The organism is Sphaerospermopsis sp. FACHB-1094 (assembly GCF_014696195.1).
Lineage (GTDB): Bacteria > Cyanobacteriota > Cyanobacteriia > Cyanobacteriales > Nostocaceae > Sphaerospermopsis > Sphaerospermopsis kisseleviana.
Map to the genome: position 1 here is coordinate 25459 of NZ_JACJPT010000033.1, position 24143 is coordinate 49601.

The following is a 24143-nucleotide window of genomic DNA, read 5'->3' on the forward strand; positions in this document are numbered from 1 at the left end:
GTTTTATCTTCCTGGAAGTGAACGATCTTGACGGGTTTCTTGCTGCCATAGAATTGGGTCAATATCAGTCATAGTTTGACTCATAGCTAGTTTTTCTAATATTTCAGCCATTCTCTGTCCCCGTGCTTTTTTATCTATAACTTGTTCATTTTCTAGCAATGTAACATGAACTGGGGTTAGTTTTTCTCCCAATGCAGGTACATCATCAATCCACTCTAAACGACTTCCTTTTAACCAAGCTCTGAATGTTTTTAGCATAATTTCATCTTTACTCTATATGTATTATTACTTCTGTAAGTCATTACTAGCAATATTCTACATCAATGTTAAAATAAAAAATATCACTTGAACATATAAAAAACTATGTCTGGCAATACTTCAATTATCAGCGTTTCTCCTGAAGTTATGAGTGGTACTCCAGTTTTTACCGGAACAAGAGTTCCTATCCAAACACTTTTAGATTATTTAAAAGCAGGAGATTCAATAGATGATTTTTTAGATGGTTTTCCTACGGTTAGTAGAGAGCAAGTAATTACATTTTTGGAGGAAGTAGAAAAAGCAATAATTAGTAAGGTAGCATAAGATGAAATTGATTTTAGATGAATGTATTGATCGCAGATTAACCCAAGAATTTATAGGTTATGAAATCAAAACTGTTCCCCAGATGGGATGGGCAGGAACTAAAAATGGTAAATTACTGGCTTTAATAGAAAAAGAATTTGATGTTTTTATTACGGTTGATAGAAATTTATCTTTTCAGCAAAATTTATCTCAGTTCAATATTGCTGTAGTTGTTTTGCAAGCAAAGTCTAATAGATTAATGGATCTTAAACCTTTAGTTCCAAAGATTTTAGATATTTTATCTACAGTGATAAAAGGTCAATCTGTGGTTATTAGTCTTGAATGATAAGGTGTAGAGAAGTTTACTCAAGGTATCGCACTCTCTACTCTACATCCATAAAATGCGTTAGCGAAGCTTACCGAAGGTATCGCACTTCACCCTATATCTATAAAATGCGATCACTCTTTGCTCTACATCAGAATAATGCGATTAATGCGATCGCTCTTAACTATGCTTGTTAAACACTCTCATTCCAATACTCTAAACCAGTAACAATTACATCTTCCAACCACTTCTTAAAACGTTCTGTCAGGTTACTCTCATCATCAGCATAAGAAAACTGAAATAGAGAATCTGTTAAGGCTTGAATATCACTAATATTTTTTTCACCCTCTTCTGTATTATCTCTGTGATATGCACAAGCAGAACAAGCAAGTAAGCCCAGATATTCATGTCCAACAACATGAAAAGAAAGTAAAATTGTTGTTGTTGATTCTACATTTATGACCAATTGTATCCAACTGTGATAGGGACGAAGATTAGCAAAGTATCCTAATTGTTTAGCTGTTTCTACCACTTGGAAGCGATGATAATATGATTTAGGATCACGTGCAGGTGCAGTGCGTGTAAAAATCTGAGCATCACTCACTAGATTTTGAAGTGATAACTTAATTTCAGTAGCGATATCTTGTAAGCGAACAGATGCAATTTCAAACAGATTTGCAGCAAATCCCTCAACTTTTTGACAGCGATCCGAAATAGTAACAGATTGGCTTTGCTTAATTTTCTCAGTGATAGATGAAATCACAGCTTGAACGCGGCGTGTTTCTGACAAAACTTGTTCAGATAAACGAAGACTACGAAGAAATGCCTGTTTTTGACTATTAGAAAATAAGTTAATCAAAGGTAATAAATTTCTTTGATCTGCTTGTTCTGAAGCTTCAATATAAACTGCTCTATCGTCACGAGTGAGAACTAAAGGAAACAATCCAGCTTGTATGAAAACTAAACTAGCAAGACATCGAGCTACTCTACCATTACCATCTTGAAATGGATGAATTTGTGTAAACCGATGATGTAACCATGCTGCTTCAACTTCTGGAGGAATGTTTTGTTTTCTATGTTCATGATGCCATTGAATCAAATTATCCATTTCTGATGCAACTTGTTCAGGAGGACAATATTCATGTATTATTCCATTAGGTCTTTCAGGGTTATTAGGTTGTCGTTTCCAATCACCCCGGATGAGAGAAACACGAATAATTTGCCCTGAAGATGTTTTAGCTTCTGTACTATCTTGATTTTGAGTTAGCAGTTGATGTAATTCTTTGATATAAAAATTAGATAAGGTTCTCTGTCCACCGACAAAATCAAATAGTCCTTCAATAGCTGCTTCTTGATCTTGGATAAGAGATACAATTTGCTTAATTGGGGGATTTGTAGGATTATGAGGAATAAGAGCTTCATTAATTCCTTTTTCAATTAGTATCCGAGTAATTCCTTGATCAAGGGTATATAATCTTTCAATAATTCCAGTTTCAATGGCAATTTCTCGACACAACCTTTCCCTAAAGATTTTAAATTCTCCAGAGGAACGTAGACGTTCTGCTTGTTCATTCCAAAATGTTACTAAAGATGATAACTCAGCACTTGCTAAGTTTTGCCAATTTGCTGGTAGGTTTTCTATTGGTTGCCACTGCATGAATCATCTCCAAAAACTGGATTAATAGTTTAATATGATATTGCTCTTAACTCTACATCATAAATGCGTTAGCGTTCGCGTAGCGTCTCGTAGAGATAGCGCACCGAAGGTATTGCTCTCACTCTACATCGGAAATGCAATATTACCCAATAATTAAAACTGTGAATTTAACCATCCTAAAAAATCTCCCGTCTTGACAAAATATATTTCTATACTTGCTTCCTGCAATATTTCTTTAATCTCTGGTTTACCAAAGTCTGTATGATTTCCACTCAAAAAAACTTTTTTCTCATTTGTAGATGTTTTGGCATGATCAAGAATACAGTGTAAAATTAAATTGTCTGTAGGATCATTAATAAGTATATTTTCCATACTTTTACTGAGAATATCTGGTTTTAATTGTATTAAGTCTACAGTTTTAGTAGCCCATTCTAAAACATCAAAAAGACGAGTATTAATCTCATTTATTCTCTCATTATTCTTAATAATTGCTTGTCGTAGATATAATTTGATGTCTCCAGAGTATGTTGAGTTTCTATCTCCTTTTAGTTTACTAACTTCATCATCTAAGTTCTTTTTAAAACGATTGCTTCTGTTTCTTTCACTTTCTAGTACAGAAAGAGATTCCATACAACAAATTGCAGGAGTTACTATTTTAATTTTTGTTGTTACTTCAGGATATTGGGAATTTACTAAATTCTCAGTATCTTGATCCTGTTTTTTTGCAAAGTCAATAAAAAAATTAGTTTCTATGTAAAGCGTAATCATTAAATTTACTCGCCTTTATTGTGCAGCATCAGCAATTTTATCTACAAAACCTATCTGGGTTAATTCTTGTGATTTTGGGGGATTATCTGTTTTCCAATTCTCAGCTAAATCTCTTAACCATCCTTCTACTAATGTTTCTAAATAATATTCAAAAATCCTCTTTTTATGACTAAATTCTGGATCATATTCAGACAAAACTTCATGAGTTGGGAAGGTGTAGACATCTTCTAACTTTTCCCCATCCCATTGAAAAAATTTAATTTCTTCACGGGTAGCTGTCATTGCATAAGGAATTATCACTCTATTATGTTCTTGTTCAAATTTGAGGATATTTTCGATTTTGGAAGTAATATCTTCTACAATATCTCTAGCTCTAACTTTTGATACTAAAATTTTATTTCCATTTTTATCCCAAGCTGTAATATCTGATAGTTCTATTGTTGTGCCACTCAGTTTTGTAGTGTCCATTTTTTTATCCTTGTGACATTAAAGGTTGTAGGTTATACTTGAGGCGCTGCTCATCAGCAAAATCATCAAAAGAACGAAAACGACCTGCTTCAAAGTCTTCTAATCCTTGCTGAATACCCTGAATAGCTGCTTCTGAGTCTTGTAATTCCCAGTCTAGGATATTCTCCAACAATTCAGCCGCGACAAAACTAATATCTTGTCCTTGCTGTGCTGCTTTCTCTCGCAGTCTAGCTTCTAATTCTGGACTAAGGGAAACAACTATCGCCATAACCGTATATTTTGGGCAAGGTTTCTAGATATTATTGTATATCAAATTATTAATTAGAAATGTACTTTGGTTGAAAATTAGTTTAATATTGATATTTAGAAGTATACAGAATTATTATGGATGCTTTAATTGAAGAACTAAATACAAAGTTAAATTACTGGCAACCAGCCGTAGCAGATCAAGTTCGCCGTTGTATTCTAGAAATTATCGAAATGGCAGATCAAGATGTTTTAGACATTCTCAGAACTCGTACAGTAGAACAAGAAGTGTTGGATTTGTTAGATGAACCCTAAGCTTGGTGAAGTTTGGCTTGCAGACTTGGGTATAGCTGCAAAAACACGCCCAATTGTGATTGTATCTCGTGATGATCCTGACCCACCACGAGCGTTGGTAATTTATGTACCACTAACTACCCAAAATCGGGGAAGTCTTTATGAGGTTGCACTACCTAGACTGCAATTTCTGGAGCGAGATTCTACAGCTAATGTTCAGGGTATTGGATCTATTCCCACAATAAGACTAGAGAGAAAATTGGGCAAGTTACCAGAGGAAGTTATGCTAGAAATTCAGCAAGCGATTAAATTCGCACTTGATCTACAGGATGAAGCTGAATAATCGCTCCTAACTCTACATCAGAAATGCGATCGCTGTTTAATCTACTATCAGAAATGCGATCGCACTCTCTACTCTACATCCAGAAAATGCGATCGCTTTCTAAACAACAAAAGGTACTAAATTCAGTATTATTTTATTTCAAACCCATAATTACATTATAATTCAATCTCCTTTGCCTCAATAGCTTTTTCTAGAACATCTCTTAAAACTACTACCTTACTTGGTAGAGAATCTTTAATCTTTGCATCATCTTCCCAACAAATCAGAACATCAATATCTTCCTTATTATGATTTGATGTGAAAGCAGAAGCTTTCATTTTCAATTCAGCAATTAAGTATTCATTAGTATTTCGATCAATTAATATAGCATCTGGTTTAGCAGATGCACTATATCTAAGCTGTTTAAGTAAGTCTTGATTTGTTCCACAACAATAACGATAATCGGTGTACTCTGATAAAGCTCCGAATACCATATAAACTTCTGATTGTTCAATAGTCATAAATTATTCAATTTCTTTACATTACACTAATTAGGGCTTGCTGAATAAAGACAAAAGCTAGATATATTGAAGGTTTGAGGCTAATAAACAAGAAAAAGATGCAAGGATTTTGAAGGGTATACCTGAAAAAGTGTGCATTTTGGGTCTGATAAATCAGGAAATTATAGGATGACAGATAGCTGAAACTGTTCCCTGTTAAGAGTTCCCTGTTCCCTTGCCTTCACAGATCGCTTTTTCAGCAAACCCTAATTATAATAGCTTACGAAAGTAGTTTTATATTAACCTTACGCTGTTATGATTGTTGACAAAATTTTCAAAACAGCAAACTCCGTATATTTCCTGTTCTCAGGCGCTTTAAACCCTAAAATAATATGGGCTTTTGGTATTCCCGCAGCAACCAAATCATTAGCCACCCCTTCCTCTGTTACATCATGTTGAATCCAATTATCAACTTAACAATTCCTGTGGACGTACAACAACAATACTGGTAGTTAACAAAAAATCACTAGGATTAAAAGTTAAAATATGGGTAACTTGATAAGCAAGCATAACAGCCACGATACGCACATCATGAGTGCGTTTACCCATTACCTTATTAGTCGTTACTAAATTTAACCAATTGGGAAAAATATCTTCCGACTCTTTCAGTAATGGAAAACGCCTCAGAACTTGGTCTATAGTCTTGCGCGTTGTTTCCACACTCCACCCTAAACCATTAACTTCAACTGGTCGTGTAGCTACAGCCCAAAACTCGACGAGTATTTGCGCCGTCAAAAAACATTCATCTCCCTGCGTGAGTAAACGAGATATGGCCTCTGTTGCAAGGTGATGCTGAACATCAGAAGGATTACAGAAGCGCATCACAACATTAGTATCAATAATATATCTCGTCATTCTTCGTAAATACTATCTCGACAAAAAGCTGCATCACTCAAACTCACACCAGTTTCAGGAAGTTGAGAAACCCAATCTCGAAACTCACTCGCCCTTGCTTCTGGTGTTAATTTTTGCCATAATGGAGTAGTGTCAGAAAACTTTTGAGATTGAAACTGAATAAAAGCTATAAAATCAGCTATTTTTTCCAGTTGTTCTTCATCGAGATGATCTAATTCTTGCTTGAGCTTTTCTCGCAACATAACATAATTTAAGATTGTACAAAATAGAATGTAGCAACAATCATTTTATCACTATATTCACAAACTTTGTTTTAAAAGTTTATAATCTGACGATATTGAATAGTTAAGGAATCCATATAAAAACCAGAGATTTTATTTATCTTAAAACCTACTTTCGTTTACTCCAATAAAATGGCTTGCGCTTATGATGTGCTACAGCTAAAATGCGAATTTCTTCCTCTTCTAGAACACGATATAAAAGAGAATAGGGAAATTTTGGTATCACTAAACGCCGAATAGAACCGCGAACCTTTGCACCTATTTCTGGATAATACATCAAACAATTTACAACCTGCTCTACCGCTTCTAAATATTCTAAACCAAGACCCGTTTTTTGCTGCTCATAATAATTGATAGCATCAGTTAATTCTTGTTCTGCCCAGGGATGAAATATAACAGTTATCATTCTAAATAAATACGCAATTTACTAAACACTTCTTGAGAGGAAATACCAGCAATTTTACCATTACTCATATCCTCATCCCTTAATTCTGCCTCTTGTATCCATTCATTAGCAATTTGCTGATCAATTTTTTCTACTTGTCCTAAATGTTCAATCAAACGAGCTACTAATAATGCTAGAGTATCCTTTGGTAAAGCTAAAACTTGAGCCTCTAATTGTTCAATAGTCATAAATTAATGCTCCGATATCGTTATAACACCAGCAAAACCAAGTAAACGCTGACGTGCTTCCTCAGTATCAGATTGAGGACTAACTGACAAACTATACTGACGATTGAGGGAAGCTGCAACTAATTCTGCTACTGAAACTCCCACTGCTGTAGCTTGTTGTTGCAAAGCCATATAAACATCATCGTTTAGTTCCAGAGTTAATACTTGACTCACGATTTTTAAGCTACCTTAAATAACTTTCCCATAATTATAGCTTTTTTCTACTTGAGAACCCAGAAAAATAAAGCATAATTAACCTTTAACCATACAGAGAAAAAACACAATGAACAAACAACCCATCCGCGTCGGAGTCCTTGGTTTTGGGGGACTCGGCCAAGCAGCAGCAAAACTCCTCTCCAGCAAACGGGAAATGATCTTAGTTGCAGCCGCAGATCAAAAAGGCTACGCATACTCTACAGAAGGCTTAAACACCAATGCTTGCATTTCCACCTACCAAAAACAGGGAACAGTCGGTTATTTAGAACCCTTCGGTACATTAAGCAACAACAGCATTCAAGACCTAATTCAAGCCACCGGTGACGCTGTAGATGGTTATTTCCTGGCTTTACCCAACCTACCTAACGACTTTATCCCCAACGTCACTAAACAATTTATCCAAGCGGGTTGGCAAGGTGTGTTAGTTGATGCCATCAAACGCACCAGCGCCGTAGAACAACTTTTAGCGATGAAAGATGAACTGCAAGCAGCAGGTATTACCTACATGACCGGTTGTGGTGCAACTCCTGGACTATTAACCGCCGCTGCCGCTTTAGCAGCCCAAAGTTACGCCGAAATTCACAGCGTAGTTATTACCTTTGGTGTAGGTATTGCTAACTGGGAAGCTTATCGTGCTACAGTTCGGGAAGATATCGGACATATACCCGGTTATACTGTAGAAACCGCTAGAGCAATGACCGATGCAGAAGTAGAAGCATTACTTGATAAAACTAACGGTTTGTTGACATTAGAAAACATGGAACACGCCGATGATGTAATGTTAGAAATTGCTGGAATTTGTTCACGGGATAGAGTAACCGTTGGTGGTGTAGTTGATACTCGCAACCCCAAAAAGCCTTTAAGTACCAATGTGAAAATTACTGGACGCACCTTTGAAGGGAAAATATCAACTCATACATTTACATTAGGTGATGAAACCAGCATGGCCGCCAACGTTTGTGGTCCTGCCTTTGGTTATTTAAAAGCTGGTCAAGAATTACATCAAAGAGGCATTAACGGCTTATTTACCGCAGCGGAAATTATGCCTAAATTTGTAAAATAGGGGACTGGGGACTGGGGACTGGTGACTGGTGACTGGTGACTGGGTATAATATTAACTCTTGCCTTTTGCCTTTTGCCTTGTTACTATTCCCTATTCCCTATTCCCTATTCCCTATTCCCTAATATAAGATTCTTGATATTCTTCTTTCTCTTCTTCCAAAATTGTCGGTGTTTGCATCACAAAAGGTAAATATAATTTCTTGAGCCATTACCCGTCCATATTCACCAGGTTTAGGATTTTTCTTAGGTACTAAAGTTTGGCTCAAAACTGCCACTAAGGAGTTAGATAATTGTACCCGCACCTGTGTTTGTCTTTCTGATGGAAAAACGTCAATAATCCGGTCAACAGTTTGAGCAGCAGAACTGGTGTGTAGTTTACCAAATACCAAGTGACCTGTTTCTGCGGCCGAAATCGCCAAAGAAATAGTTTCCAAGTCCCGCATTTCACCCACCAGAATAATATCTGGATCTTCCCGTAAAGCTGCTTTTAAAGCATTAGCAAAACTCTTGGTATCTTCACCTAATTGACGTTGGTGGACTAAGCTTTTTATTGGTTCATAAACAAATTCAACCGGGTCTTGAACTGTTAAAATATGTTCGGCTCTAGTGCGGTTGATCAAGTCAATCATAGCCGCCAGGGTAGTAGTTTTACCTGAACCTGTAGGACTAGTCACCAGAATCAAACCAAAAGGCTTGCTGACCATATCCTGGACTATATGCAAAGTCTCTGGATCAGTAATTAACTTATCTAAACCCAACTGGGTAGATGAGTTATCCAAAATCCGCAGACAGATTTTTTCACCATAGCGACTAGGTAAGGTATTAACCCGAAAGTCTACTTTTCTACCATCAAAAACCCTGCGGATACGTCCGTCTTGAGGTAAACGCCTTTCTGCAATATCTAAATTAGGGTTTGCTGAATAAACCTAAAACCTTGATATATCAAAGGTTAGAGGCTGATAAACACAGAAATTAGTGCAAGGGTTTTGAAGGGTATACCGGAAAAAGTGTGCATTTTTTGGGATTTCAAGAGATGGCAAAGAAATTTTCAAATCTTCTCCTGACTCCTGACTCCTGACTCCTGACTCCTGACTCCTATGCCCTCACGGAAAGACTTTCTCAGCAACCCCTAAATTAGAGATAATTTTAAATCGAGCCGTCACCGCCGGCACAATGTGCTTGGGCATGGGTCGGATAGCTTCAGATTCACGTAGTACCCCATCTTTCCGGTAGTGCTAGTTGTTGCCCAGTAATTGACTCTAATACATCTGTCAGCATTTTGCCAGATTTGCGGCTTTCAGCCAGAGCCTGTCTCATCTGTTCACTGTTGACATAGCCGGATTGTACTAGCTTGTTGCCGAAAGGCGAAAACTCTGTTCTGGTGGTAAGAGCGGTGCTGCGCCGTTGTGGTGATGCTCACTGACCACCACGCTCAGATACTTTACCTCAGTGGTTTTGGTTCACTCAACTTTCTTATAAAATGGTGAAATCAACTGTATTGTTAGATTTCATGAATAATGTTTGAATTGTACAGTTTAAATGCTGCACGTAGGTTGAATCAAAAATCTACAATTGCTTCCAGCAAAGCCTTCAAAAGCATCTGGGATGAGTAGATAATGATGGATGAAAATAAACAAGTAAACAATACAAGCCAGCAATTGGGCGAACCAATAGAGGTAAACCAAGCAATGAACAGCGACTCACCAGCCGAAATTAACTCTCATGAATCTGGCAGCGATGTGACTGAGCAAACCCCAGAGCAAACCAATGTATCGGGAGAACCTGCTTTCACAGAAGAAAATGGTGTCGCTGCGGCAGAAACAACAGAAGTCGATACGGCGGCTTTAACACAATTGACTCAACAAATTGAGTTTTTGAAAATGCAAGTTGAAGAACGTAGCACTCAATATATGCGAATCGCCGCAGATTTTGAGAATTATCGCAAACGCGTCTCTAAAGAAAAAGAAGATATGGAAACACAGGTGAAGAGAAACACAATTATGGAATTGTTACCTGTAGTTGATAACTTTGAACGGGCGCGGGCGCACCTCAAACCACAAAATGATGGCGAGATGACAATTCACAAAAGTTATCAAGGAGTGTATAAACAATTAGTGGATTGTCTGAAACGATTAGGTGTGTCACCAATGCGTCCTGAAGGTCAAGAATTTGATCCTAACCTGCATGAAGCCGTGATGCGAGAACCGACCAATGAACATCCCGAAGGAACAGTTTTAGAAGAATTAGTACGGGGATATTTTTTGGGCGATCGCGTGTTGCGCCATGCAATGGTGAAAGTTGCTGCGCCCCAGGAAGATACACCTACAGAACAGGAAGATGAGTCTAGTCAAGAAAACAGTTAAGCTGTATTCACTCGTCCTACTGACTGAAAAATTCTCAATTCTGCGGTAAAAATTACTGTTCTCAAACAGGATAGGGCTGTTGACTCTTTACTGAAGTTAATCAGCCCTTCCGCAAGCGGGTTTAATCAAAGACTAGGCGTTATCATTAGTAGCAGATATATGCTATGGCTTTATGTAGGGCTTGCTGAATAAATGTAAATGACCCTAATGTTTCCCTATCTGTTTTTAAGTCAATATTAGAGGAATTTCAACAAACTCTGTTTGCGATCGGTGCAGATGTTTACAAACGAGTTAGTAGCCCGGTCAATAGCCCATCGTCAGAGGGAGGAAACGAGGAGGAAGAAGACCTGAGTGATATTTCCTTAACTTTGGTAGAAGAAAGTTCCACAACAGCAACGTCAATACCACAATTCAATTTTGATTTTGATGAGGATAATACGGCTATATCTGATTATGAAGCGATAGATTAGGTAATGGGCAATTGGTAATTGGTAATTGGTAATTGGTAATGGGTTATTAACCTCTCTCCCTGACTGCTGACTGCTAACTCCTGCTAAGTGTGAAGTAGATGATCTCATACTAAATATGAAACTAAAAGTATATGGTGGATTTCCACACCATAAGGTACGGTTAGTCCCTCTATTTGATGGGCTTATTTTTGTCGTTCTAAGTAGCACAATTGTAAAAGAGATCGGCTCAGGCAATGTCAGGATGATCGAGCTAAATTGACTCATCATGCCATTGCTTTTGTCGTTAACCACAATGAATGTATCTGCTAATCAAGATTTACTGTTAATGTTTGTTAAAGGTAAAAGGTAAAATAAATTCATAAACAAAAATTAAGTGTTGTCTCTATCTCCTTTACCTTAGTCTTTTAGGTATTTCTGCTTTATTAGTTCTAACTTTTACCCTTGCTCTATGGCCCGCGACTATTATGAAATTCTAGGTGTCTCTCGTGATGCCGACAAAGAAGAAATTAAACAGGCTTATCGCCGCCAAGCCCGGAAGTATCACCCTGATGTGAACAAAGAACCGGGTGCGGAAGAACGATTCAAGGAAATAAACCGCGCTTATGAAGTGCTGTCTGAGCCAGAAACCCGCGAGCGTTACAACCGTTTTGGTGAAGCTGGCGTTTCTGGTGCTGCTGGTGCTGGCTTCCAAGATATGGGGGATATGGGCGGTTTTGCCGATATCTTTGAAAGCATTTTCAGCGGTTTTGCTGGAGGAATGGGTGGACCTACACAGCAAAGACGGCGTAGTGGTCCTGTACGGGGTGATGATTTACGTCTAGACCTGAAGTTAGATTTTCGGGAAGCGGTATTTGGTGGTGAAAAGGAAATCCGCATTTCTCATCTAGAAACTTGTGAAGTTTGTAGTGGTTCTGGTGCTAAACCAGGAACTCGTCCCCGGACTTGTAGCACTTGTAGCGGTTCTGGCCAGGTGCGACGTGTGACTAGAACTCCTTTTGGCAGCTTTACCCAAGTTTCTACCTGTCCCACCTGTAATGGTACTGGGTCAGTAGTGGAAGATAAATGTGATGCTTGTGATGGTAAAGGCGCAAATCAGGTCACGAAAAAGCTAAAAATTACTATTCCCGCTGGGGTAGATAATGGTACACGTTTACGGATCTCCCAAGAAGGTGATGCTGGCCAACGAGGTGGACCGGCGGGAGATTTGTATGTTTACTTATTTGTGAATGAGGATGAAGAATTTCAGCGTGATGGAATTAATGTTCTTTCGGAAATCAAACTCAGCTACTTGCAAGCAATTTTAGGTTGCCGTTTGGAGGTGAATACTGTTGATGGTCCGGTAGAGTTGATTATTCCCTCAGGAACTCAGCCAAATACGGTGATGAGACTGGAAAGTCGTGGTGTACCTCGTTTGGGAAATCCTGTGAGTCGGGGCGACCATTTGCTGACGGTGTTAATTGATATTCCTACGAAGATCACCCCAGAGGAAAGGGAACTGCTGGAAAAACTAGCTAAAATTAAGGGTGATAGAACTGGTAAAGGTGGGGGATTTTTTGAAAATCTGTTTAAGTCATGAGTCTATCTTCTCTGTTAACTCCTGATGCTCAGTTGGACTTGCGTGGTACTCCTTGTCCAATTAATTTTGTCCGGACTAAGTTACGTCTGGAACAAATGCCAGATGGCAGTTTGTTGGAAGTCTGGTTAGATGGGGGTGAACCTATTGAACAAGTTCCTGATAGTTTAACTATGGCTGGTTATCAGGTGGAAAAAATTACTGACTGTTCTGGTTATTTTTCTTTGCTTGTACGTCGTCCGGTAACTGCTGCATGATGGAAGATAGTGTTTCTACTACAGGGGAGTTATTGGGTACGGTGTTAGCTGTACAGGCTAATTTTTATCGGGTGCAGTTAGATCAAGGAGTCGTAGGGGCGAAGCATTCGGAAAATAGCCTTGAACAAAAATTGATAATTGGTCGCCCGAATGCTTCGCCCGTACAGGAGTCAGGAGTCAGGAGTCAGAAGGCAGAAGGCAGGAGGCAGGGAAACATTAATAACCCAGTCACCAGTCCCCAGTCCCCAGTCTCCAGTCTCCTCTGTACCCGCAGGACTCGGTTGAAAAAAATCGGTCAACAGGTGATGGTTGGCGATCGCGTGGTTATTGAAGAGCCTGACTGGACCGGGGGAAGGGGTGCGATCGCTGATGTTCTACCAAGAAACAGTGAGTTGGATCGACCGGCGATCGCTAATGTGAATCAAATTCTTTTGGTTTTTGCGGTTGCTGATCCTCCCTTAGAACCTTTTCAGTTAAGCAGGTTTTTAATTAAGGCTGAATCTACAGGGGTAGATGTTTTATTATGCCTAAATAAATGTGATTTAATTACAGAAGACGAACAACAGGAAATTAGCGATCGCCTCGAAAGTTGGGGTTATCAATCAATTTTTATTAGTGTGCAAAATCAAATTAATATTAATGAAGTTTCTAATTATTTAAATCATAAAATTACTGTGATTGCTGGTCCTTCGGGTGTGGGAAAATCCAGTTTAATTAATATGTTAATTCCTGATGCTAATTTGCGTGTGGGTGAGGTTTCTGGTAAGTTAGCGCGTGGTCGTCATACTACCCGTCATGTGGAATTATTTGAACTTCCTGATGGTGGTTTGTTAGCTGATACTCCTGGTTTTAATCAACCTGATTTAAGTTGTCTTCCTGAAGATTTAATCTACTATTTTCCTGAAGCGAGAAGACGTTTAGAAGGTGGAAGTTGTCGTTTTACTGATTGTTTACATCGAGATGAACCGGGTTGTATTGTGGGTAGTGACTGGGAAAGATATGAGCATTATTTGGAATTTTTAAGTGATGCGATCGCTTATCAAACTTATCTTAAAGAACAAGCTGATCCTGAGTCTACTTTGAAGGTGAAAGCTAAGGGTAAGGGTGAAAGTAAGTATGAACCTAAGTTGGAAAGTAAGAAATACCGTCGGGTTTCTCGTCGGGTTCAGGTGCAAAGTTTACAAGATTTAGATTTAGAAAGTGAGGAGTAGGTAAGAAGTTTAAGAGGGTTTTTCTGTGTGGTGTTTGTTTCTTTTTTTATTGAACCACGAAGAACGCAAAGGACGCTAAGGTAAGAGGTTTTTTAGGGTTTTTCTTTTTTCTTTACTTCTTTTTTATTCTTTCTTCTGACTTCTGACTACTGACTCCTGACTCCTCATTTTAAGGTTTCTTTTATTGCTATTTCTAATAACTCATCTAGAGAAATTCCCGCATTTTTGGACATACAAGGAATTACGCTTTTCGGTGAATAGGAACAATATAACCCAGCTTCTAAAAAGTAAGGTTCTCCATTCGGATCTATGCGAAAATCAAATAAGCTATAATGACGACATCCTAATGCTTGATGACATTTTTTTGCTGCTGCTTGTACTTTTTGGGTGATGGGGTCTTGTGTATCTACAATCCAAGCTTTAATATTATCTTTGGCTGTTAAATTTAAGTTACCATCATCCCCTAATTTCAGTTTATCAGCGTAGTCTCTCACGGGTTTATTTTTGGAGTCTACTAAATATTCTTCTAGGGGTAAACCTATTAATTCTCCTTGTTTTTCGATTATCCCACATCTCACTTCTCGACCTAATTCTATATATTCTTCTACTATCACTTGTTCTGCATATTTGAATGCTTCTTTTAATGCGGTTTCGTATTCTTTAATGTCTTTTACTAAACTCACTCCTAAAGAGTTATCTGAACTTGCAGGTTTTACTACTGCTTTGGGTGTGATGGTGGGAATGTCTCCAGGACGCAAAACTTCACCATGAGGAACTTTTACCCCTGCTGCTGCTACAATGGTTTTAGCTTTCGCTTTATTCGCGGTTATGGCCATTACTTCCGGGGTATTACCTATATAGCGAATTTTTAACACATCACATAAAGCGCGGTAATGGGTCATTCCCGGTATACAAAACATCTGCGGTACAACTACATCAATGTTTTTTGTCATTATCCATGCGATCGCATCCGGTAAGGATATGGGTTGACTGTCTGCAATATCTTCAAAACTCAAAGAATGGGGAAATTTCCAGTTACCATCCGGTGTAATATATGCAATGTGAATATCATAGTTTGGGTTATTTGCGATCGCATTTATTGAGTCTTGAGCATACAGTCGTGATAAATTACAGAAAAAATCACTTTCTGGGGACCCTGTAAGGTAGAGAAGATTGAGTTTTGACATGATTTTTTAAGAGTTTAGAATTTCAAAAGTTATGTAGGTTGGGTTCACGATCAGAAACCCAACGTTTTTAATGGTTTATTGGATTTCATTTTGTTCAACCCAACCTACGAAAACTGTTAAATACAAATAAATACAAAAGATTGAGTTTTGACATGATTTTTGAGAAGTTCCAAATTTCCGAAGTTTTGAAATTACAAATTACAACTTTTTTAATCTCCACCAATTTCAACCAATTTCCCAATATTGAAATCTATTCTTACCCATCCTTTTAATTTTACCATATTTTGCAGCAATAACAACACAATTTGCCAATGATGCACCATTAAAAATGGTAAAGGATCATCTTTATCTAACATTGCATCCTTACCTTTAATCACTTTATTTAACCAGTTTGTTAAATCATTAAAAGACCTAATTCCTGTGATTCTCCACAATTCATGATATAACCAATAAGTTGGTTTACTTGTGGGTAAAGGTTCTATATGAGGTTGATTTTTCCCAGGTTCTAAATACGCATCCGCTAACCCTGGATGGTCATAAAACATTGTAATTGCAGTATGGGTGCGGGGGTTACATTCTATCGGGTAAACTTTTCCGTCTTCTGTTTGCATAAAATCAAAAGAAATTTGTCCAGTTAAATTTAATTCTTTGACAAATTTTTGTACCCATTGGAATATTTCTGGGTTATCAACCTGTTCATAATTTACTTGAAATGGGGAAGATTTAGAACAGCAATGTAAACGAATTTCTCCATCTCTGACTGTACTATGAGTACAATATTCTTGACCTTTGATAAATTCCTGCATTACCCAAGGTCTTTCTTTACTAATGGGTAATTTTTTCACATACTCTTTCATTCCTTCAAAGGGAAATTTCGTCATATCTAAACGAGTCACAGAATCATATTGAATACTTTTTATAATGTATGGATTTTGTTCTTGGGAAAAATCAAAGTTGATAATTTCCCCTGGGGAAGTTATTAAAAATACTTTGGGTGCGGTTAAACCTAAAACCCGCGCTTGTTCACATAAACTAAATTTATCATCTAGTGTTTTTGTCATTTCTGTATCGAAATGAAATACTTCACAATAAGGTGATAATATTGGTTTTGCTAAGGAGTCATAATAACTCGCAACGGGACTGGAAACGGGAATAAATACATCTATTTTTTCTCGTTTTACTATGTCTAATAAACTTTGACAATATCCTTCTGGATCTTTTTCGGGTGCGGGTACTGTGAGGAATTTTTTGACTGCTTTGGAATATTGATGTCCTGATAACCAATATTTATGGGTTTCTACCATGAATACTTTGTGGCCTGCGCGATGAAATGACCTTGCAAGTTGTAATGATTTGGTCATTTTACCACCTGTTAATAGGATGTTTTTGGAGTTTTCATAGGTGATTTTTTTCTGAAATGGTAAGGTGATGATGTTGGTAAGAAATGCGGTAATTACTAGGGTGAGGTTGATCGGGAACATTAGGAGTAGTAATATTAATGTTCCTATGTTTTGCAAGATAGATTTTATTTTTTTCATGTTTTTTTATTGAACCGCAGAGACACAGAGGTTTGAGAGGGTTTTTCTGTTTGGTGTTTTTGTCTTTTTTTATTGAACCACGAAGGACGCAAAGGACGCAAAGGTAAGAGGTTTGAGAGGGTTTTTCTGTTGGGGATAAGAACCCCGACTTGTTTGGTTGTCTTATTTTATGATTGTTTTTTTGAGAAGTCGGGGATTTGAATATTCAATTTTCTATTTTCTTTTGATGATTGTTAAACCGTCTCTTAATGGTAATATGACTTGTTCCACTCTGGGATATTGGGTGACTGTTTGATTAAATTTCGCTATCGCTTCTCCGTTTGCTGTTCTTTTTTCTTTGGGTAAATAAGGTTGTCCTTGTAATAATGTGTTATCTACACATATAAATCCATCCTTTGCTAATAGGTTGGTTTCTATTAACAGGTTGAAATAATCTACATATCCTGGTTTATCAGCATCTATGAAAACTAAATCAAAGGTTTCTCCATCTGCAATTAATTTCTTTAAGGTTTCTATTGCAGGTGCAGTTACCACTTTAATTTTTTTACCATGTTCTGAATTTTTAAAACATTCCTTCGCAAATTCTGAGACATATTCATCCACTTCACAAGCAATTATATCACCATCTGCCGGTAATGCTTCTGCCATTGCTAAAGCAGAATATCCCGTAAACATTCCTATCTCTAAAATGCGTTTTGCTTTAGTCATGGACACAAACATTTTTAAAGTTTGTCCTTCAATATGTCCAGATAACATTTCCTGTTCTAACTGACGGACTGTTTCACCATCATCAAATATTTTACTCCAATCTTCAGCAGCAGTTTTTTTCGCTAATGCTGATAATTCTGGTGATTCTTGTGTAGTATTCTCTTCCAAATATGGATCTATTCCTGCTGCTAACTCATACACCTTTTTTAAAGAGTTCGCAAGTTCCGCAGAAACATTTTCCTGCTTCGCTATCTTTAATGTTCTTTCCAGTTCCTCAACCAAAATACCTAAAGGGGTAACAGGTCTAGGTTGGTTGATTTTTGTTAGAGTTTCAGTCATTAGATTTTAGATTTTAGATTTTAGATTTTGGATTTTAGATTCTAGACTTGAAAAATTCATCACACAGATAACAGACAACTCAAAAAACGAGAGCAAAAATTAAAAAATTAACCTTCTCCTTTCTCTGCGTTCTCTGCGTCTCTGCGTGAAATCAAAAAAAGTTATGCTACCAACGAAAACCCATCAGACAATTTTGGATTTTAGATTTTAGACTTTTTTATTCCAAACCCAAATCTTGCAAATACATTTCCACACCAGCACCGTGATTTGCTAAATTACTACAAACAGCTTTATGCGCTTTGACTGCTGCTTCCAATAGTTCTGGTTCAACTTCTTGAATATAGTCACACGCACCTATTCCACCTCTGGGAACAGGGGCCCAAAGTCCACCATCTCCCCGCTTCCGACGCATATTTTTCTGACCTTCGATCATGATCTCCATGTCTTCCAAAATGGGATGATACACTGTTAAACCCAAGGACTGACATAGTGTAATAATGCGATCGCGTTCTTCTGGTTTTAACCAGTTCATCTCTACCGCTAATGTCGCACCAAAGGCCATTCCAGTTGTTACTGCGTGTCCGTGCATCATCTTCACCGCTGGTTCAAACCGGGGACTCCATGTATGTCCATAAGCATGGGGACGATCTTGATATGTTTCAAACATATTTGTTCCCTCATGTTTCATATAGGAGAACAATGCACGGTAAATAATCTCGTCTGCTATTTCTGCTAACTCTTCATCTGCGTCTACAGTCGCAAAATGTGTCTCTATCAACCGGGGTCCGTATTTTTCCAACAACTCAAATAAAACCGCATCATCGGTAATGGCCATTTTAATAATTTCTGCCATCCCATTCCGAATATGTCCAGTTGCTAAGGTGCGGAAAAAACTCCGATCTACTAAGGTTAGTACGGGGGGATGATATGCACCAATACTATTTTTGAACTGTTTACCGTTGGTACAAGTTCGGGGTGAAGGACCTGCGTCAATAGCTGCTACTACTGTTGTTCCCACCATGATATAAGGTGTCCGACGATGTTGTAAGGCACAAGCTAAACCCGCAACATCGCTTAACACACCACCACCTATAATTAATACAGGTTCGTTGCGGGAAACATCGCAACCGTCTTTCCCTAAAAACCCTAATATTTTGTGTACTGTTTCCGGGGTTTTGTCTGCTTCCCATGCACGACATACCATCATTTCTAATGGTATTTCATGAGCATCAAAATATTGTCTAACTTGCTCACCATACAACTCGTTAACTGTCTGGTCTATCACTGCTACACAACGACAACGACTATTATATATGTTAGCTAAAATCTCGTTTCCTGGTTGAAAAACTCCTTCTACTACTTTGACTTCTGCTGTTAATGTGAATGTAGCAGCAACTTCAAAGGAACGACCATCTTTTTTATGTGCTATTTCCCCAGACCCCGTATACCACTGGGATGTGAGGTACTTTTCCCCATGTGTGAATCTGATGGTGTCAGTCGCTAGGGAATTTTCGATTTTTTCTGATTCTACTAATAAGTTATCTGCAATTTCTGGGGTTGGTAATATGCTTTGTGGAGTCATTTCAACTGGCCTTTTTCTGATTTTTGTAATTTGGTCAATATGGAAGATCAAAAAGTTCTGCTCTTGTAGAAATTGAATTTATTTGAACAGGTCTTTTTTTTGCAAAAGCTTCAACAACATCAATCAGATAAACCGATGTTTCAGATTTAACATTTGCATCTTGCCAACAAGTCGGCTGGGTAGCAAATTTACTCATACTTTCACCGAAAATGTAACTAAATGTTAAGTTTTCTCATCTTCTGTGGTGATTTGGAAGTAAGTTTTTAGATTTAATTAATGTTCTTAATAAAGAGTAACATTTAGTTGTTGCTTATAGTTTGTGAAAAGTTTATGTATTTATTAAATTAATAGAAACTGTTTTAACTTACAAAAATTCTATTTTTTTCAGTGTTCTAGATACTTGCCAAATAATTTATTGTATGATAATCACATGATCGCCAACACATAACTCAGGAAAAATACTTGGGATTGCTTGATGACAACTATCTGCGGGTAGATATTCTTTGCTCAAATCTCAGATGTGGGGCTTGACTAATAAAACTTCCTTCACGATCCCGATATCATCTTAAAATATTGTTAATTTCTGCCAAACTCTCGACCTTCAATTTACAACCCACCCCAAAACTATTATGTCTATAGGTTACGTCGCACTTGTACTTCATGCACATTTACCCTTCGTTCGTCACCCGGAAAGTGACTATGTGCTGGAAGAGGAATGGCTTTATGAGGCTATTACAGAAACCTACATTCCTTTATTGAAAGTATTTGAAGGCTTAAAGCGAGACGGCATCGACTTTAAAATCACGATGAGTATGACACCGCCTCTGGTTTCCATGCTCCGTGATCCTCTGTTACAAGAACGCTATAATGAACATTTAGCCAAGTTAGAAGAACTAATAGAATTGGAAGCAGAACGCAATATCCACAATGGACATATGCGTTATTTGGCTGAACATTACGCCACTGAATTTAATGAAGCTCGTCAGGTTTGGGAAAAATATCAGGGTGATTTAGTAACAGCTTTCAAACAATACCAAGATACAAACAACCTAGAAATCATAACTTGCGGTGCTACTCATGGGTATTTACCCTTAATGAAGATGTATCCCCAAGCTGTATGGGCGCAACTTCAGGTGGCTTGTGAACATTACGCAGAAACTTTTGGTCAAGCGCCTAGAGGTATTTGGTTGCCTGAATGTGCTTACCATGAAGGTTTGGAACGAATGCTGGCGGATGCTGGTTTGCGTTATTTCCTCACCGATGGACATGGGATTTTATACGCCCGTCCCCGTCCCCGCTTTGGTACTTACGCGCCAATTTTTACAGAAACAGGTGTTGCTGCTTTTGGTCGTGACCATGAATCTTCTCAACAAGTATGGTCTTCGGAAGTGGGTTATCCCGGTGCTGCTGAATATCGGGAATTTTATAAAGATTTGGGTTGGGAAGCAGAATATGAGTACATCAAACCCTATATCATGCCCAATGGACAGCGTAAAAATACGGGAATTAAATATCATAAGATTACTGGACGTGGTTTAGGTCTCTCTGATAAGGCTTTGTATGATCCTTATTGGGCAAGGGAAAAATCCGCAGAACACGCTGCTAACTTTATGTATAATCGGGAAAGACAAGCGGAACATTTACACGGGATCATGGGACGGCCTCCGATTATTGTTTCTCCTTATGATGCGGAGTTGTTCGGTCATTGGTGGTATGAGGGTCCTTGGTTTATTGATTACCTGTTCCGTAAGTCATGGTACGATCAGGGAACTTATGAAATGACCCATTTAGCTGATTATTTACGAGCTAACCAGAATCAACAAGTCTGTCGTCCTTCTCAGTCCAGTTGGGGTTATAAAGGTTTCCATGAATATTGGTTAAATGACACTAATGCTTGGATTTACCCGCATTTACATAAAGCCGCGGAACGGATGATTGAAATTTCCCAGTTAGAACCAGAGGATGAGTTGCAATGGAAAGCTTTAAACCAAGCAGCGCGGGAGTTGTTGTTAGCGCAATCTTCTGACTGGGCGTTTATTATGCGGACGGGAACTATGGTTCCCTATGCGGTGAGAAGAACGCGATCGCACTTAATGAGATTTAATAAACTCTATGAAGATGTAAAAGTCGGTAAAGTTGATAGCGGTTGGTTGGAAAAAGTGGAATTAATGGATAATATTTTCCCCAGCATCAACTATCGCGTTTATCGTCCCGTTTAGTTTTTCGCAGCTTGACAATCTCTGGGTTTCCAGCCTGGAGATGATCAAGTTCCATTCCTGGTGGTTGTGACAAGAGAAATTGCAAAATTTTCGCAATTAGGTGAGTATCAATGATAGATTATTATAGATTATTATTGATGCTACCTAATTGACACAAACTATCGCAGGTTCTCAAGTCAGAATCATCATGAAATCTTTGCACCGTACCGATTTATATACCTGGTCTTGTTTTAACCCGACAAGAAATATTGATTTCAATGGCTTCGCCTGGATTCGTCCAGAGGGTAATATATTAATTGATCCAGTAGCTTTATCAAACCATGATTGGCATCATCTGGAATCTCTCGGTGGTGTGGTTTGGATTATCCTGACAAACTCGGATCATCTGCGAGCAGCTAAGGAAATTGCCAGTCAAACTTATGCGAAAATTGCAGCACCGATAGCTGAAAAGGAAAATTTCCCAATAGCGTGCGATCGCTGGTTGAGTGATGGTGAAGAATTTGTCCCAGGACTGAAAGTGATGGAACTCCAAGGTTCAAAAACTCCCGGTGAACTAGCTTTACTACTAGAGGACACAACTTTGATTATTGGTGATTTAGTGCGATCGCGTTCAGCAGATACTTTAACTATTTTATCCGATGACAAGCTGTTAAATCGAAAACAAGCTATTGCTTCTGTTCACAGATTAGCAACATTAACCAAAGTACAAGCTGTTTTAGTCGGAGATGGTTGGTCTGTATTTCGGGACGGAAATGAAAGATTAAAGGAACTTTTAGCTACTTTGTAATTCGTAATTCAACAAGATACCTGACTTCTGGAAAAAGTTGGGTATTTGATTTTCTGCAATCAAAGCAAATTCAAATTACAATAGAAAATATTGCTACTTTCGTAATGATTCAGGATAGAAAATACTCTAAGTCAGAAGAATAAAGGCTTTTCCAGTAAGTTATGATGATTTTCAGAAAATATCACTTGTCTCTATTCCTGATTTCATAAGCATTCTAACTCCTGACTCCTGACTCCTGACTCCTGAATTCTTACCTATTTTCTATTCCCATACAACTATGAATAATTTTATCAATAATAAAAAACAACTATTTGATCGTTGGGCATCAAGTTACGATTGGACATTTCCTTCTTTTATTTACCAAGCTATCCATAAAAGATTAATTTCCCACATCGAAATCCCAGCCAATGCCAATGTTTTAGATTTAGGTTGTGGAACTGGACGCTTATTAAATAGATTAGCCAGTCAATTTCCTGACTTACGCGGTACTGGTTTAGATTTATCTCCCCAAATGTTGCGGGTTGCCAGACAAAGTAATCAGCACCGTCCACGCTTAATTTATATTGAAGGTAATGCAGAATCACTTCCTTTTGCTGAAGGTCAATTTGATGCAGTTTTTAACACTATCAGTTTTTTACATTATCCTCAACCAGAACAAGTTTTAAGTGAAATTGCCAGGGTACTTGTTCCCGGTGGAAGCTTTTATTTAGTTGATATAACTACTAATACATCCCCTTTTCAATTAATGGCAAATTCGCCGGTTGCAGTTAAATTTTATCATCAAGAACAACGTGAAAAATTAGGATCTGATGCTGGACTTTTGTGTTTAGGTCATTACTATTTATTGGGTCCAGTATTGCTAACTATTTTTGCAAAACCTAAATGGGGTTTGCTGAAAAAGTTATCTGTGAAGGACCAGTGACAGGTGACAGGTGACAGGTGACAGGTGACAGTTTCAAGAGTTGGATAGGAACGATTTTTTCTTTAAGTAGGAATTAAGTGCAAGGTTTTTCAGTTGCCACCTCATAAAAGCTTGCACTTTTTGAAAGCACTTCGGCTTACTTCGACTTACTTCGACTGCGCTCAGTACAAGTCGCTCAGTACAAGTCGCTCAGTACAAGTCAAAATAGCTAAAACCCTTTACCTGTAAAGTTTTCGGATTTATTCAGCAAAACCTAAATAGATAAAAATTGATAATTTTTCGCCAATATTTTAGGATTTGGCGATCGCTGTCATGAGTCGGTGTAGGTTTGCGTTTATTAGTAAGTCAAAACTTTAACGCTCGATTTGACTGGGGTATTCCCTTAGTCAGCGTTGATAGAACCGGTAATAGTCAGCAAAACCCCTGATTAACCCCCCTTTCTAAGGGTTGGGGGGTTAGTAGCTAGTTACTGTTTTCTTAACCAATACTAACAAATACTCACATTTGCTGAAAATTTCCTGTCATCTTTTGGCTTTGTGACAGAATTACAGTAAAATCACTGTATGCTACTAGGATTCAAAACCCAACTCAAAGTTAACAAGCAACAACGACTACTACTGGCGCAACACGCAGGAGTAGCCAGACACGCTTGGAATCAAGGATTAGCACTTTGTCAGCAGGTATTATTACATAACAAACT

At 38.0% G+C, this 24143-nt stretch carries 30 protein-coding genes and 3 pseudogenes; 14 read left to right on the forward strand and 19 right to left on the reverse strand.

Features of this window, described 5'->3' with window-relative positions:
- Positions 1-3: 3 nt before the first annotated feature.
- Positions 4-258, reverse strand: coding sequence for a hypothetical protein (locus H6F47_RS12480; protein ID WP_137667314.1), 255 nt, complete (start codon positions 256-258; stop codon positions 4-6).
- 105 nt (positions 259-363) lie between these two features.
- Between H6F47_RS12480 and H6F47_RS12485 the strand changes: the two genes are divergently transcribed.
- Positions 364-582, forward strand: a complete 219-nt coding sequence (locus tag H6F47_RS12485) for a DUF433 domain-containing protein (protein WP_137667313.1) — start codon at positions 364-366, stop codon at positions 580-582.
- A gap of 1 nt (position 583) precedes the next feature.
- Entirely contained in the window at positions 584-907 is a 324-nt protein-coding gene (locus H6F47_RS12490; RefSeq protein ID WP_137667312.1) for a DUF5615 family PIN-like protein, read from the forward strand.
- Between the two features lie 172 nt (positions 908-1079).
- On the opposite strand, the gene H6F47_RS12495 is transcribed toward H6F47_RS12490, so the two are convergent.
- From H6F47_RS12495 to H6F47_RS12510, 4 genes are all read right to left on the reverse strand, one after another.
- Complete coding sequence (locus tag H6F47_RS12495; protein WP_137667311.1) at positions 1080-2543, reverse strand: Fic family protein; 1464 nt, start codon at positions 2541-2543, stop codon at positions 1080-1082.
- Positions 2544-2696: 153 nt separating this feature from the next.
- On the reverse strand, positions 2697-3311 hold the full coding sequence (locus H6F47_RS12500) for a PIN domain-containing protein (RefSeq protein WP_190649432.1): 615 nt from the start codon (positions 3309-3311) through the stop codon (positions 2697-2699).
- A 15-nt stretch (positions 3312-3326) separates the two neighbouring features.
- Positions 3327-3779 (reverse strand): hypothetical protein, encoded by a 453-nt coding sequence (locus tag H6F47_RS12505; RefSeq protein ID WP_190649433.1) that lies wholly within the window; start codon positions 3777-3779, stop codon positions 3327-3329.
- A 4-nt stretch (positions 3780-3783) separates the two neighbouring features.
- On the reverse strand, positions 3784-4047 hold the full coding sequence (locus H6F47_RS12510) for a hypothetical protein (protein ID WP_137667309.1): 264 nt from the start codon (positions 4045-4047) through the stop codon (positions 3784-3786).
- 116 nt (positions 4048-4163) lie between these two features.
- Here H6F47_RS12510 and H6F47_RS12515 point away from each other — a divergent pair, with 116 nt between their 5' ends.
- The 3 genes from H6F47_RS12515 to H6F47_RS12525 are packed head-to-tail and all read left to right on the forward strand — an operon-like array spanning position 4164 to position 4823.
- Positions 4164-4340, forward strand: a complete 177-nt coding sequence (locus H6F47_RS12515) for a hypothetical protein (RefSeq protein WP_190346269.1) — start codon at positions 4164-4166, stop codon at positions 4338-4340.
- Positions 4330-4662, forward strand: a complete 333-nt coding sequence (locus H6F47_RS12520; protein ID WP_096566509.1) for a type II toxin-antitoxin system PemK/MazF family toxin — start codon at positions 4330-4332, stop codon at positions 4660-4662. Before H6F47_RS12515 ends, H6F47_RS12520 begins: the two co-directional genes overlap by 11 nt.
- Positions 4663-4685: 23 nt before the next feature.
- Positions 4686-4823: a hypothetical protein gene (locus H6F47_RS12525; RefSeq protein WP_190346268.1), complete on the forward strand. Its 138-nt coding sequence runs from the start codon at positions 4686-4688 to the stop codon at positions 4821-4823.
- Here the strand turns inward: H6F47_RS12525 and H6F47_RS12530 are convergent.
- The 7 genes and pseudogenes from H6F47_RS12530 to H6F47_RS12560 all read right to left on the reverse strand — a co-directional run bounded on the left by H6F47_RS12530 (position 4818) and on the right by H6F47_RS12560 (position 7183).
- Entirely contained in the window at positions 4818-5162 is a 345-nt protein-coding gene (locus H6F47_RS12530; protein ID WP_190346267.1) for a hypothetical protein, read from the reverse strand. The two genes, H6F47_RS12525 and H6F47_RS12530, sit on opposite strands and share 6 nt — an antisense overlap.
- A gap of 284 nt (positions 5163-5446) precedes the next feature.
- A pseudogene (locus H6F47_RS12535) lies at positions 5447-5605 on the reverse strand (element excision factor XisI family protein); the annotation flags it as partial.
- A 4-nt stretch (positions 5606-5609) separates the two neighbouring features.
- Complete coding sequence (locus H6F47_RS12540; RefSeq protein WP_190649434.1) at positions 5610-6056, reverse strand: type II toxin-antitoxin system VapC family toxin; 447 nt, start codon at positions 6054-6056, stop codon at positions 5610-5612.
- Complete coding sequence (locus H6F47_RS12545; protein ID WP_096566507.1) at positions 6053-6298, reverse strand: hypothetical protein; 246 nt, start codon at positions 6296-6298, stop codon at positions 6053-6055. Before H6F47_RS12545 ends, H6F47_RS12540 begins: the two co-directional genes overlap by 4 nt.
- A 148-nt stretch (positions 6299-6446) precedes the next feature.
- Positions 6447-6743 carry a type II toxin-antitoxin system RelE/ParE family toxin gene (locus H6F47_RS12550; protein ID WP_190346265.1) on the reverse strand — a complete coding sequence of 99 codons (297 nt, stop codon included), beginning with the start codon at positions 6741-6743 and terminating at the stop codon, positions 6447-6449.
- Positions 6740-6970 (reverse strand): addiction module protein, encoded by a 231-nt coding sequence (locus H6F47_RS12555; RefSeq protein WP_096566505.1) that lies wholly within the window; start codon positions 6968-6970, stop codon positions 6740-6742. The genes H6F47_RS12550 and H6F47_RS12555 overlap by 4 nt, the downstream gene beginning before the upstream one ends.
- A 3-nt stretch (positions 6971-6973) precedes the next feature.
- Positions 6974-7183 (reverse strand): hypothetical protein, encoded by a 210-nt coding sequence (locus H6F47_RS12560; RefSeq protein WP_190649435.1) that lies wholly within the window; start codon positions 7181-7183, stop codon positions 6974-6976.
- A 109-nt stretch (positions 7184-7292) separates the two neighbouring features.
- Between H6F47_RS12560 and H6F47_RS12565 the strand changes: the two genes are divergently transcribed.
- Positions 7293-8288, forward strand: a complete 996-nt coding sequence (locus H6F47_RS12565; RefSeq protein WP_190346264.1) for a saccharopine dehydrogenase-like oxidoreductase — start codon at positions 7293-7295, stop codon at positions 8286-8288.
- Positions 8289-8481: 193 nt separating this feature from the next.
- On the opposite strand, the pseudogene H6F47_RS12570 reads toward H6F47_RS12565, so the two are convergent.
- Positions 8482-9186, reverse strand: a pseudogene (locus tag H6F47_RS12570) (ATPase, T2SS/T4P/T4SS family); the annotation flags it as partial.
- 325 nt (positions 9187-9511) lie between these two features.
- Positions 9512-9703 (reverse strand): annotated as a pseudogene (locus H6F47_RS12575) (hypothetical protein); the annotation flags it as partial.
- Between the two features lie 200 nt (positions 9704-9903).
- Here H6F47_RS12575 and grpE point away from each other — a divergent pair.
- The 4 genes from grpE to rsgA all read left to right on the forward strand — a co-directional run bounded on the left by grpE (position 9904) and on the right by rsgA (position 14161).
- The gene (grpE, locus tag H6F47_RS12580) at positions 9904-10650 is read left to right on the forward strand and encodes a nucleotide exchange factor GrpE (RefSeq protein WP_137667883.1); all 747 of its coding nucleotides are present in this window, start codon (positions 9904-9906) and stop codon (positions 10648-10650) included.
- 918 nt (positions 10651-11568) lie between these two features.
- Positions 11569-12696 (forward strand): molecular chaperone DnaJ, encoded by a 1128-nt coding sequence (dnaJ, locus tag H6F47_RS12585; RefSeq protein WP_137667881.1) that lies wholly within the window; start codon positions 11569-11571, stop codon positions 12694-12696.
- On the forward strand, positions 12693-12950 hold the full coding sequence (locus H6F47_RS12590; protein ID WP_096566493.1) for a sulfurtransferase TusA family protein: 258 nt from the start codon (positions 12693-12695) through the stop codon (positions 12948-12950). Before dnaJ ends, H6F47_RS12590 begins: the two co-directional genes overlap by 4 nt.
- Positions 12947-14161, forward strand: coding sequence for a small ribosomal subunit biogenesis GTPase RsgA (gene rsgA / locus H6F47_RS12595; RefSeq protein ID WP_137667880.1), 1215 nt, complete (start codon positions 12947-12949; stop codon positions 14159-14161). The genes H6F47_RS12590 and rsgA overlap by 4 nt, the downstream gene beginning before the upstream one ends.
- Before the next feature lie 164 nt (positions 14162-14325).
- Here rsgA and H6F47_RS12600 read toward each other — a convergent pair whose 3' ends face one another.
- From H6F47_RS12600 to H6F47_RS12620, 5 genes are all read right to left on the reverse strand, one after another.
- A complete protein-coding gene (locus tag H6F47_RS12600) occupies positions 14326-15348 on the reverse strand; it encodes a D-alanine--D-alanine ligase (RefSeq protein ID WP_190649436.1) in 1023 nt (340 codons plus the stop codon).
- Positions 15349-15557: 209 nt separating this feature from the next.
- Complete coding sequence (locus tag H6F47_RS12605) at positions 15558-16886, reverse strand: ATP-grasp domain-containing protein (protein ID WP_190346262.1); 1329 nt, start codon at positions 16884-16886, stop codon at positions 15558-15560.
- A 213-nt stretch (positions 16887-17099) separates the two neighbouring features.
- On the reverse strand, positions 17100-17933 hold the full coding sequence (locus tag H6F47_RS12610; RefSeq protein ID WP_190649437.1) for a class I SAM-dependent methyltransferase: 834 nt from the start codon (positions 17931-17933) through the stop codon (positions 17100-17102).
- Between the two features lie 217 nt (positions 17934-18150).
- Positions 18151-19515: a sedoheptulose 7-phosphate cyclase gene (locus H6F47_RS12615; protein ID WP_199291156.1), complete on the reverse strand. Its 1365-nt coding sequence runs from the start codon at positions 19513-19515 to the stop codon at positions 18151-18153.
- A gap of 34 nt (positions 19516-19549) precedes the next feature.
- Complete coding sequence (locus H6F47_RS12620; RefSeq protein WP_190346260.1) at positions 19550-19711, reverse strand: hypothetical protein; 162 nt, start codon at positions 19709-19711, stop codon at positions 19550-19552.
- Between the two features lie 433 nt (positions 19712-20144).
- Here H6F47_RS12620 and H6F47_RS12625 point away from each other — a divergent pair, with 433 nt between their 5' ends.
- The 4 genes from H6F47_RS12625 to H6F47_RS12640 form a co-directional block, all read left to right on the forward strand.
- Positions 20145-21734, forward strand: a complete 1590-nt coding sequence (locus H6F47_RS12625) for a glycoside hydrolase family 57 protein (protein WP_190649438.1) — start codon at positions 20145-20147, stop codon at positions 21732-21734.
- Positions 21735-21921: 187 nt separating this feature from the next.
- Positions 21922-22521 carry an MBL fold metallo-hydrolase gene (locus H6F47_RS12630; RefSeq protein ID WP_096566481.1) on the forward strand — a complete coding sequence of 200 codons (600 nt, stop codon included), beginning with the start codon at positions 21922-21924 and terminating at the stop codon, positions 22519-22521.
- Between the two features lie 277 nt (positions 22522-22798).
- The gene (locus H6F47_RS12635; RefSeq protein WP_190649440.1) at positions 22799-23443 is read left to right on the forward strand and encodes a class I SAM-dependent methyltransferase; all 645 of its coding nucleotides are present in this window, start codon (positions 22799-22801) and stop codon (positions 23441-23443) included.
- 563 nt (positions 23444-24006) lie between these two features.
- The coding region (locus H6F47_RS12640; RefSeq protein ID WP_190649442.1) for a helix-turn-helix domain-containing protein at positions 24007-24143 on the forward strand (137 nt) is incomplete at its 3' end.

Bases quoted from the DNA above. Each gene is read 5' to 3' on its own strand.
- H6F47_RS12480 (WP_137667314.1), bottom strand. From the start codon at position 258: ATGCTAAAAACATTCAGAGCTTGGTTAAAAGGAAGTCGTTTAGAGTGG.
- H6F47_RS12485 (WP_137667313.1), top strand. From the start codon at position 364: ATGTCTGGCAATACTTCAATTATCAGCGTTTCTCCTGAAGTTATGAGT.
- H6F47_RS12490 (WP_137667312.1), top strand. From the start codon at position 584: ATGAAATTGATTTTAGATGAATGTATTGATCGCAGATTAACCCAAGAA.
- H6F47_RS12495 (WP_137667311.1), bottom strand. From the start codon at position 2,543: ATGCAGTGGCAACCAATAGAAAACCTACCAGCAAATTGGCAAAACTTA.
- H6F47_RS12500 (WP_190649432.1), bottom strand. From the start codon at position 3,311: ATGATTACGCTTTACATAGAAACTAATTTTTTTATTGACTTTGCAAAA.
- H6F47_RS12505 (WP_190649433.1), bottom strand. From the start codon at position 3,779: ATGGACACTACAAAACTGAGTGGCACAACAATAGAACTATCAGATATT.
- H6F47_RS12510 (WP_137667309.1), bottom strand. From the start codon at position 4,047: ATGGCGATAGTTGTTTCCCTTAGTCCAGAATTAGAAGCTAGACTGCGA.
- H6F47_RS12515 (WP_190346269.1), top strand. From the start codon at position 4,164: ATGGATGCTTTAATTGAAGAACTAAATACAAAGTTAAATTACTGGCAA.
- H6F47_RS12520 (WP_096566509.1), top strand. From the start codon at position 4,330: ATGAACCCTAAGCTTGGTGAAGTTTGGCTTGCAGACTTGGGTATAGCT.
- H6F47_RS12525 (WP_190346268.1), top strand. From the start codon at position 4,686: ATGCGATCGCTGTTTAATCTACTATCAGAAATGCGATCGCACTCTCTA.
- H6F47_RS12530 (WP_190346267.1), bottom strand. From the start codon at position 5,162: ATGACTATTGAACAATCAGAAGTTTATATGGTATTCGGAGCTTTATCA.
- H6F47_RS12540 (WP_190649434.1), bottom strand. From the start codon at position 6,056: ATGACGAGATATATTATTGATACTAATGTTGTGATGCGCTTCTGTAAT.
- H6F47_RS12545 (WP_096566507.1), bottom strand. From the start codon at position 6,298: ATGTTGCGAGAAAAGCTCAAGCAAGAATTAGATCATCTCGATGAAGAA.
- H6F47_RS12550 (WP_190346265.1), bottom strand. From the start codon at position 6,743: ATGATAACTGTTATATTTCATCCCTGGGCAGAACAAGAATTAACTGAT.
- H6F47_RS12555 (WP_096566505.1), bottom strand. From the start codon at position 6,970: ATGACTATTGAACAATTAGAGGCTCAAGTTTTAGCTTTACCAAAGGAT.
- H6F47_RS12565 (WP_190346264.1), top strand. From the start codon at position 7,293: ATGAACAAACAACCCATCCGCGTCGGAGTCCTTGGTTTTGGGGGACTC.
- grpE (WP_137667883.1), top strand. From the start codon at position 9,904: ATGATGGATGAAAATAAACAAGTAAACAATACAAGCCAGCAATTGGGC.
- dnaJ (WP_137667881.1), top strand. From the start codon at position 11,569: ATGGCCCGCGACTATTATGAAATTCTAGGTGTCTCTCGTGATGCCGAC.
- H6F47_RS12590 (WP_096566493.1), top strand. From the start codon at position 12,693: ATGAGTCTATCTTCTCTGTTAACTCCTGATGCTCAGTTGGACTTGCGT.
- rsgA (WP_137667880.1), top strand. From the start codon at position 12,947: ATGATGGAAGATAGTGTTTCTACTACAGGGGAGTTATTGGGTACGGTG.
- H6F47_RS12600 (WP_190649436.1), bottom strand. From the start codon at position 15,348: ATGTCAAAACTCAATCTTCTCTACCTTACAGGGTCCCCAGAAAGTGAT.
- H6F47_RS12605 (WP_190346262.1), bottom strand. From the start codon at position 16,886: ATGAAAAAAATAAAATCTATCTTGCAAAACATAGGAACATTAATATTA.
- H6F47_RS12610 (WP_190649437.1), bottom strand. From the start codon at position 17,933: ATGACTGAAACTCTAACAAAAATCAACCAACCTAGACCTGTTACCCCT.
- H6F47_RS12615 (WP_199291156.1), bottom strand. From the start codon at position 19,515: ATGACTCCACAAAGCATATTACCAACCCCAGAAATTGCAGATAACTTA.
- H6F47_RS12620 (WP_190346260.1), bottom strand. From the start codon at position 19,711: ATGAGTAAATTTGCTACCCAGCCGACTTGTTGGCAAGATGCAAATGTT.
- H6F47_RS12625 (WP_190649438.1), top strand. From the start codon at position 20,145: ATGTCTATAGGTTACGTCGCACTTGTACTTCATGCACATTTACCCTTC.
- H6F47_RS12630 (WP_096566481.1), top strand. From the start codon at position 21,922: ATGAAATCTTTGCACCGTACCGATTTATATACCTGGTCTTGTTTTAAC.
- H6F47_RS12635 (WP_190649440.1), top strand. From the start codon at position 22,799: ATGAATAATTTTATCAATAATAAAAAACAACTATTTGATCGTTGGGCA.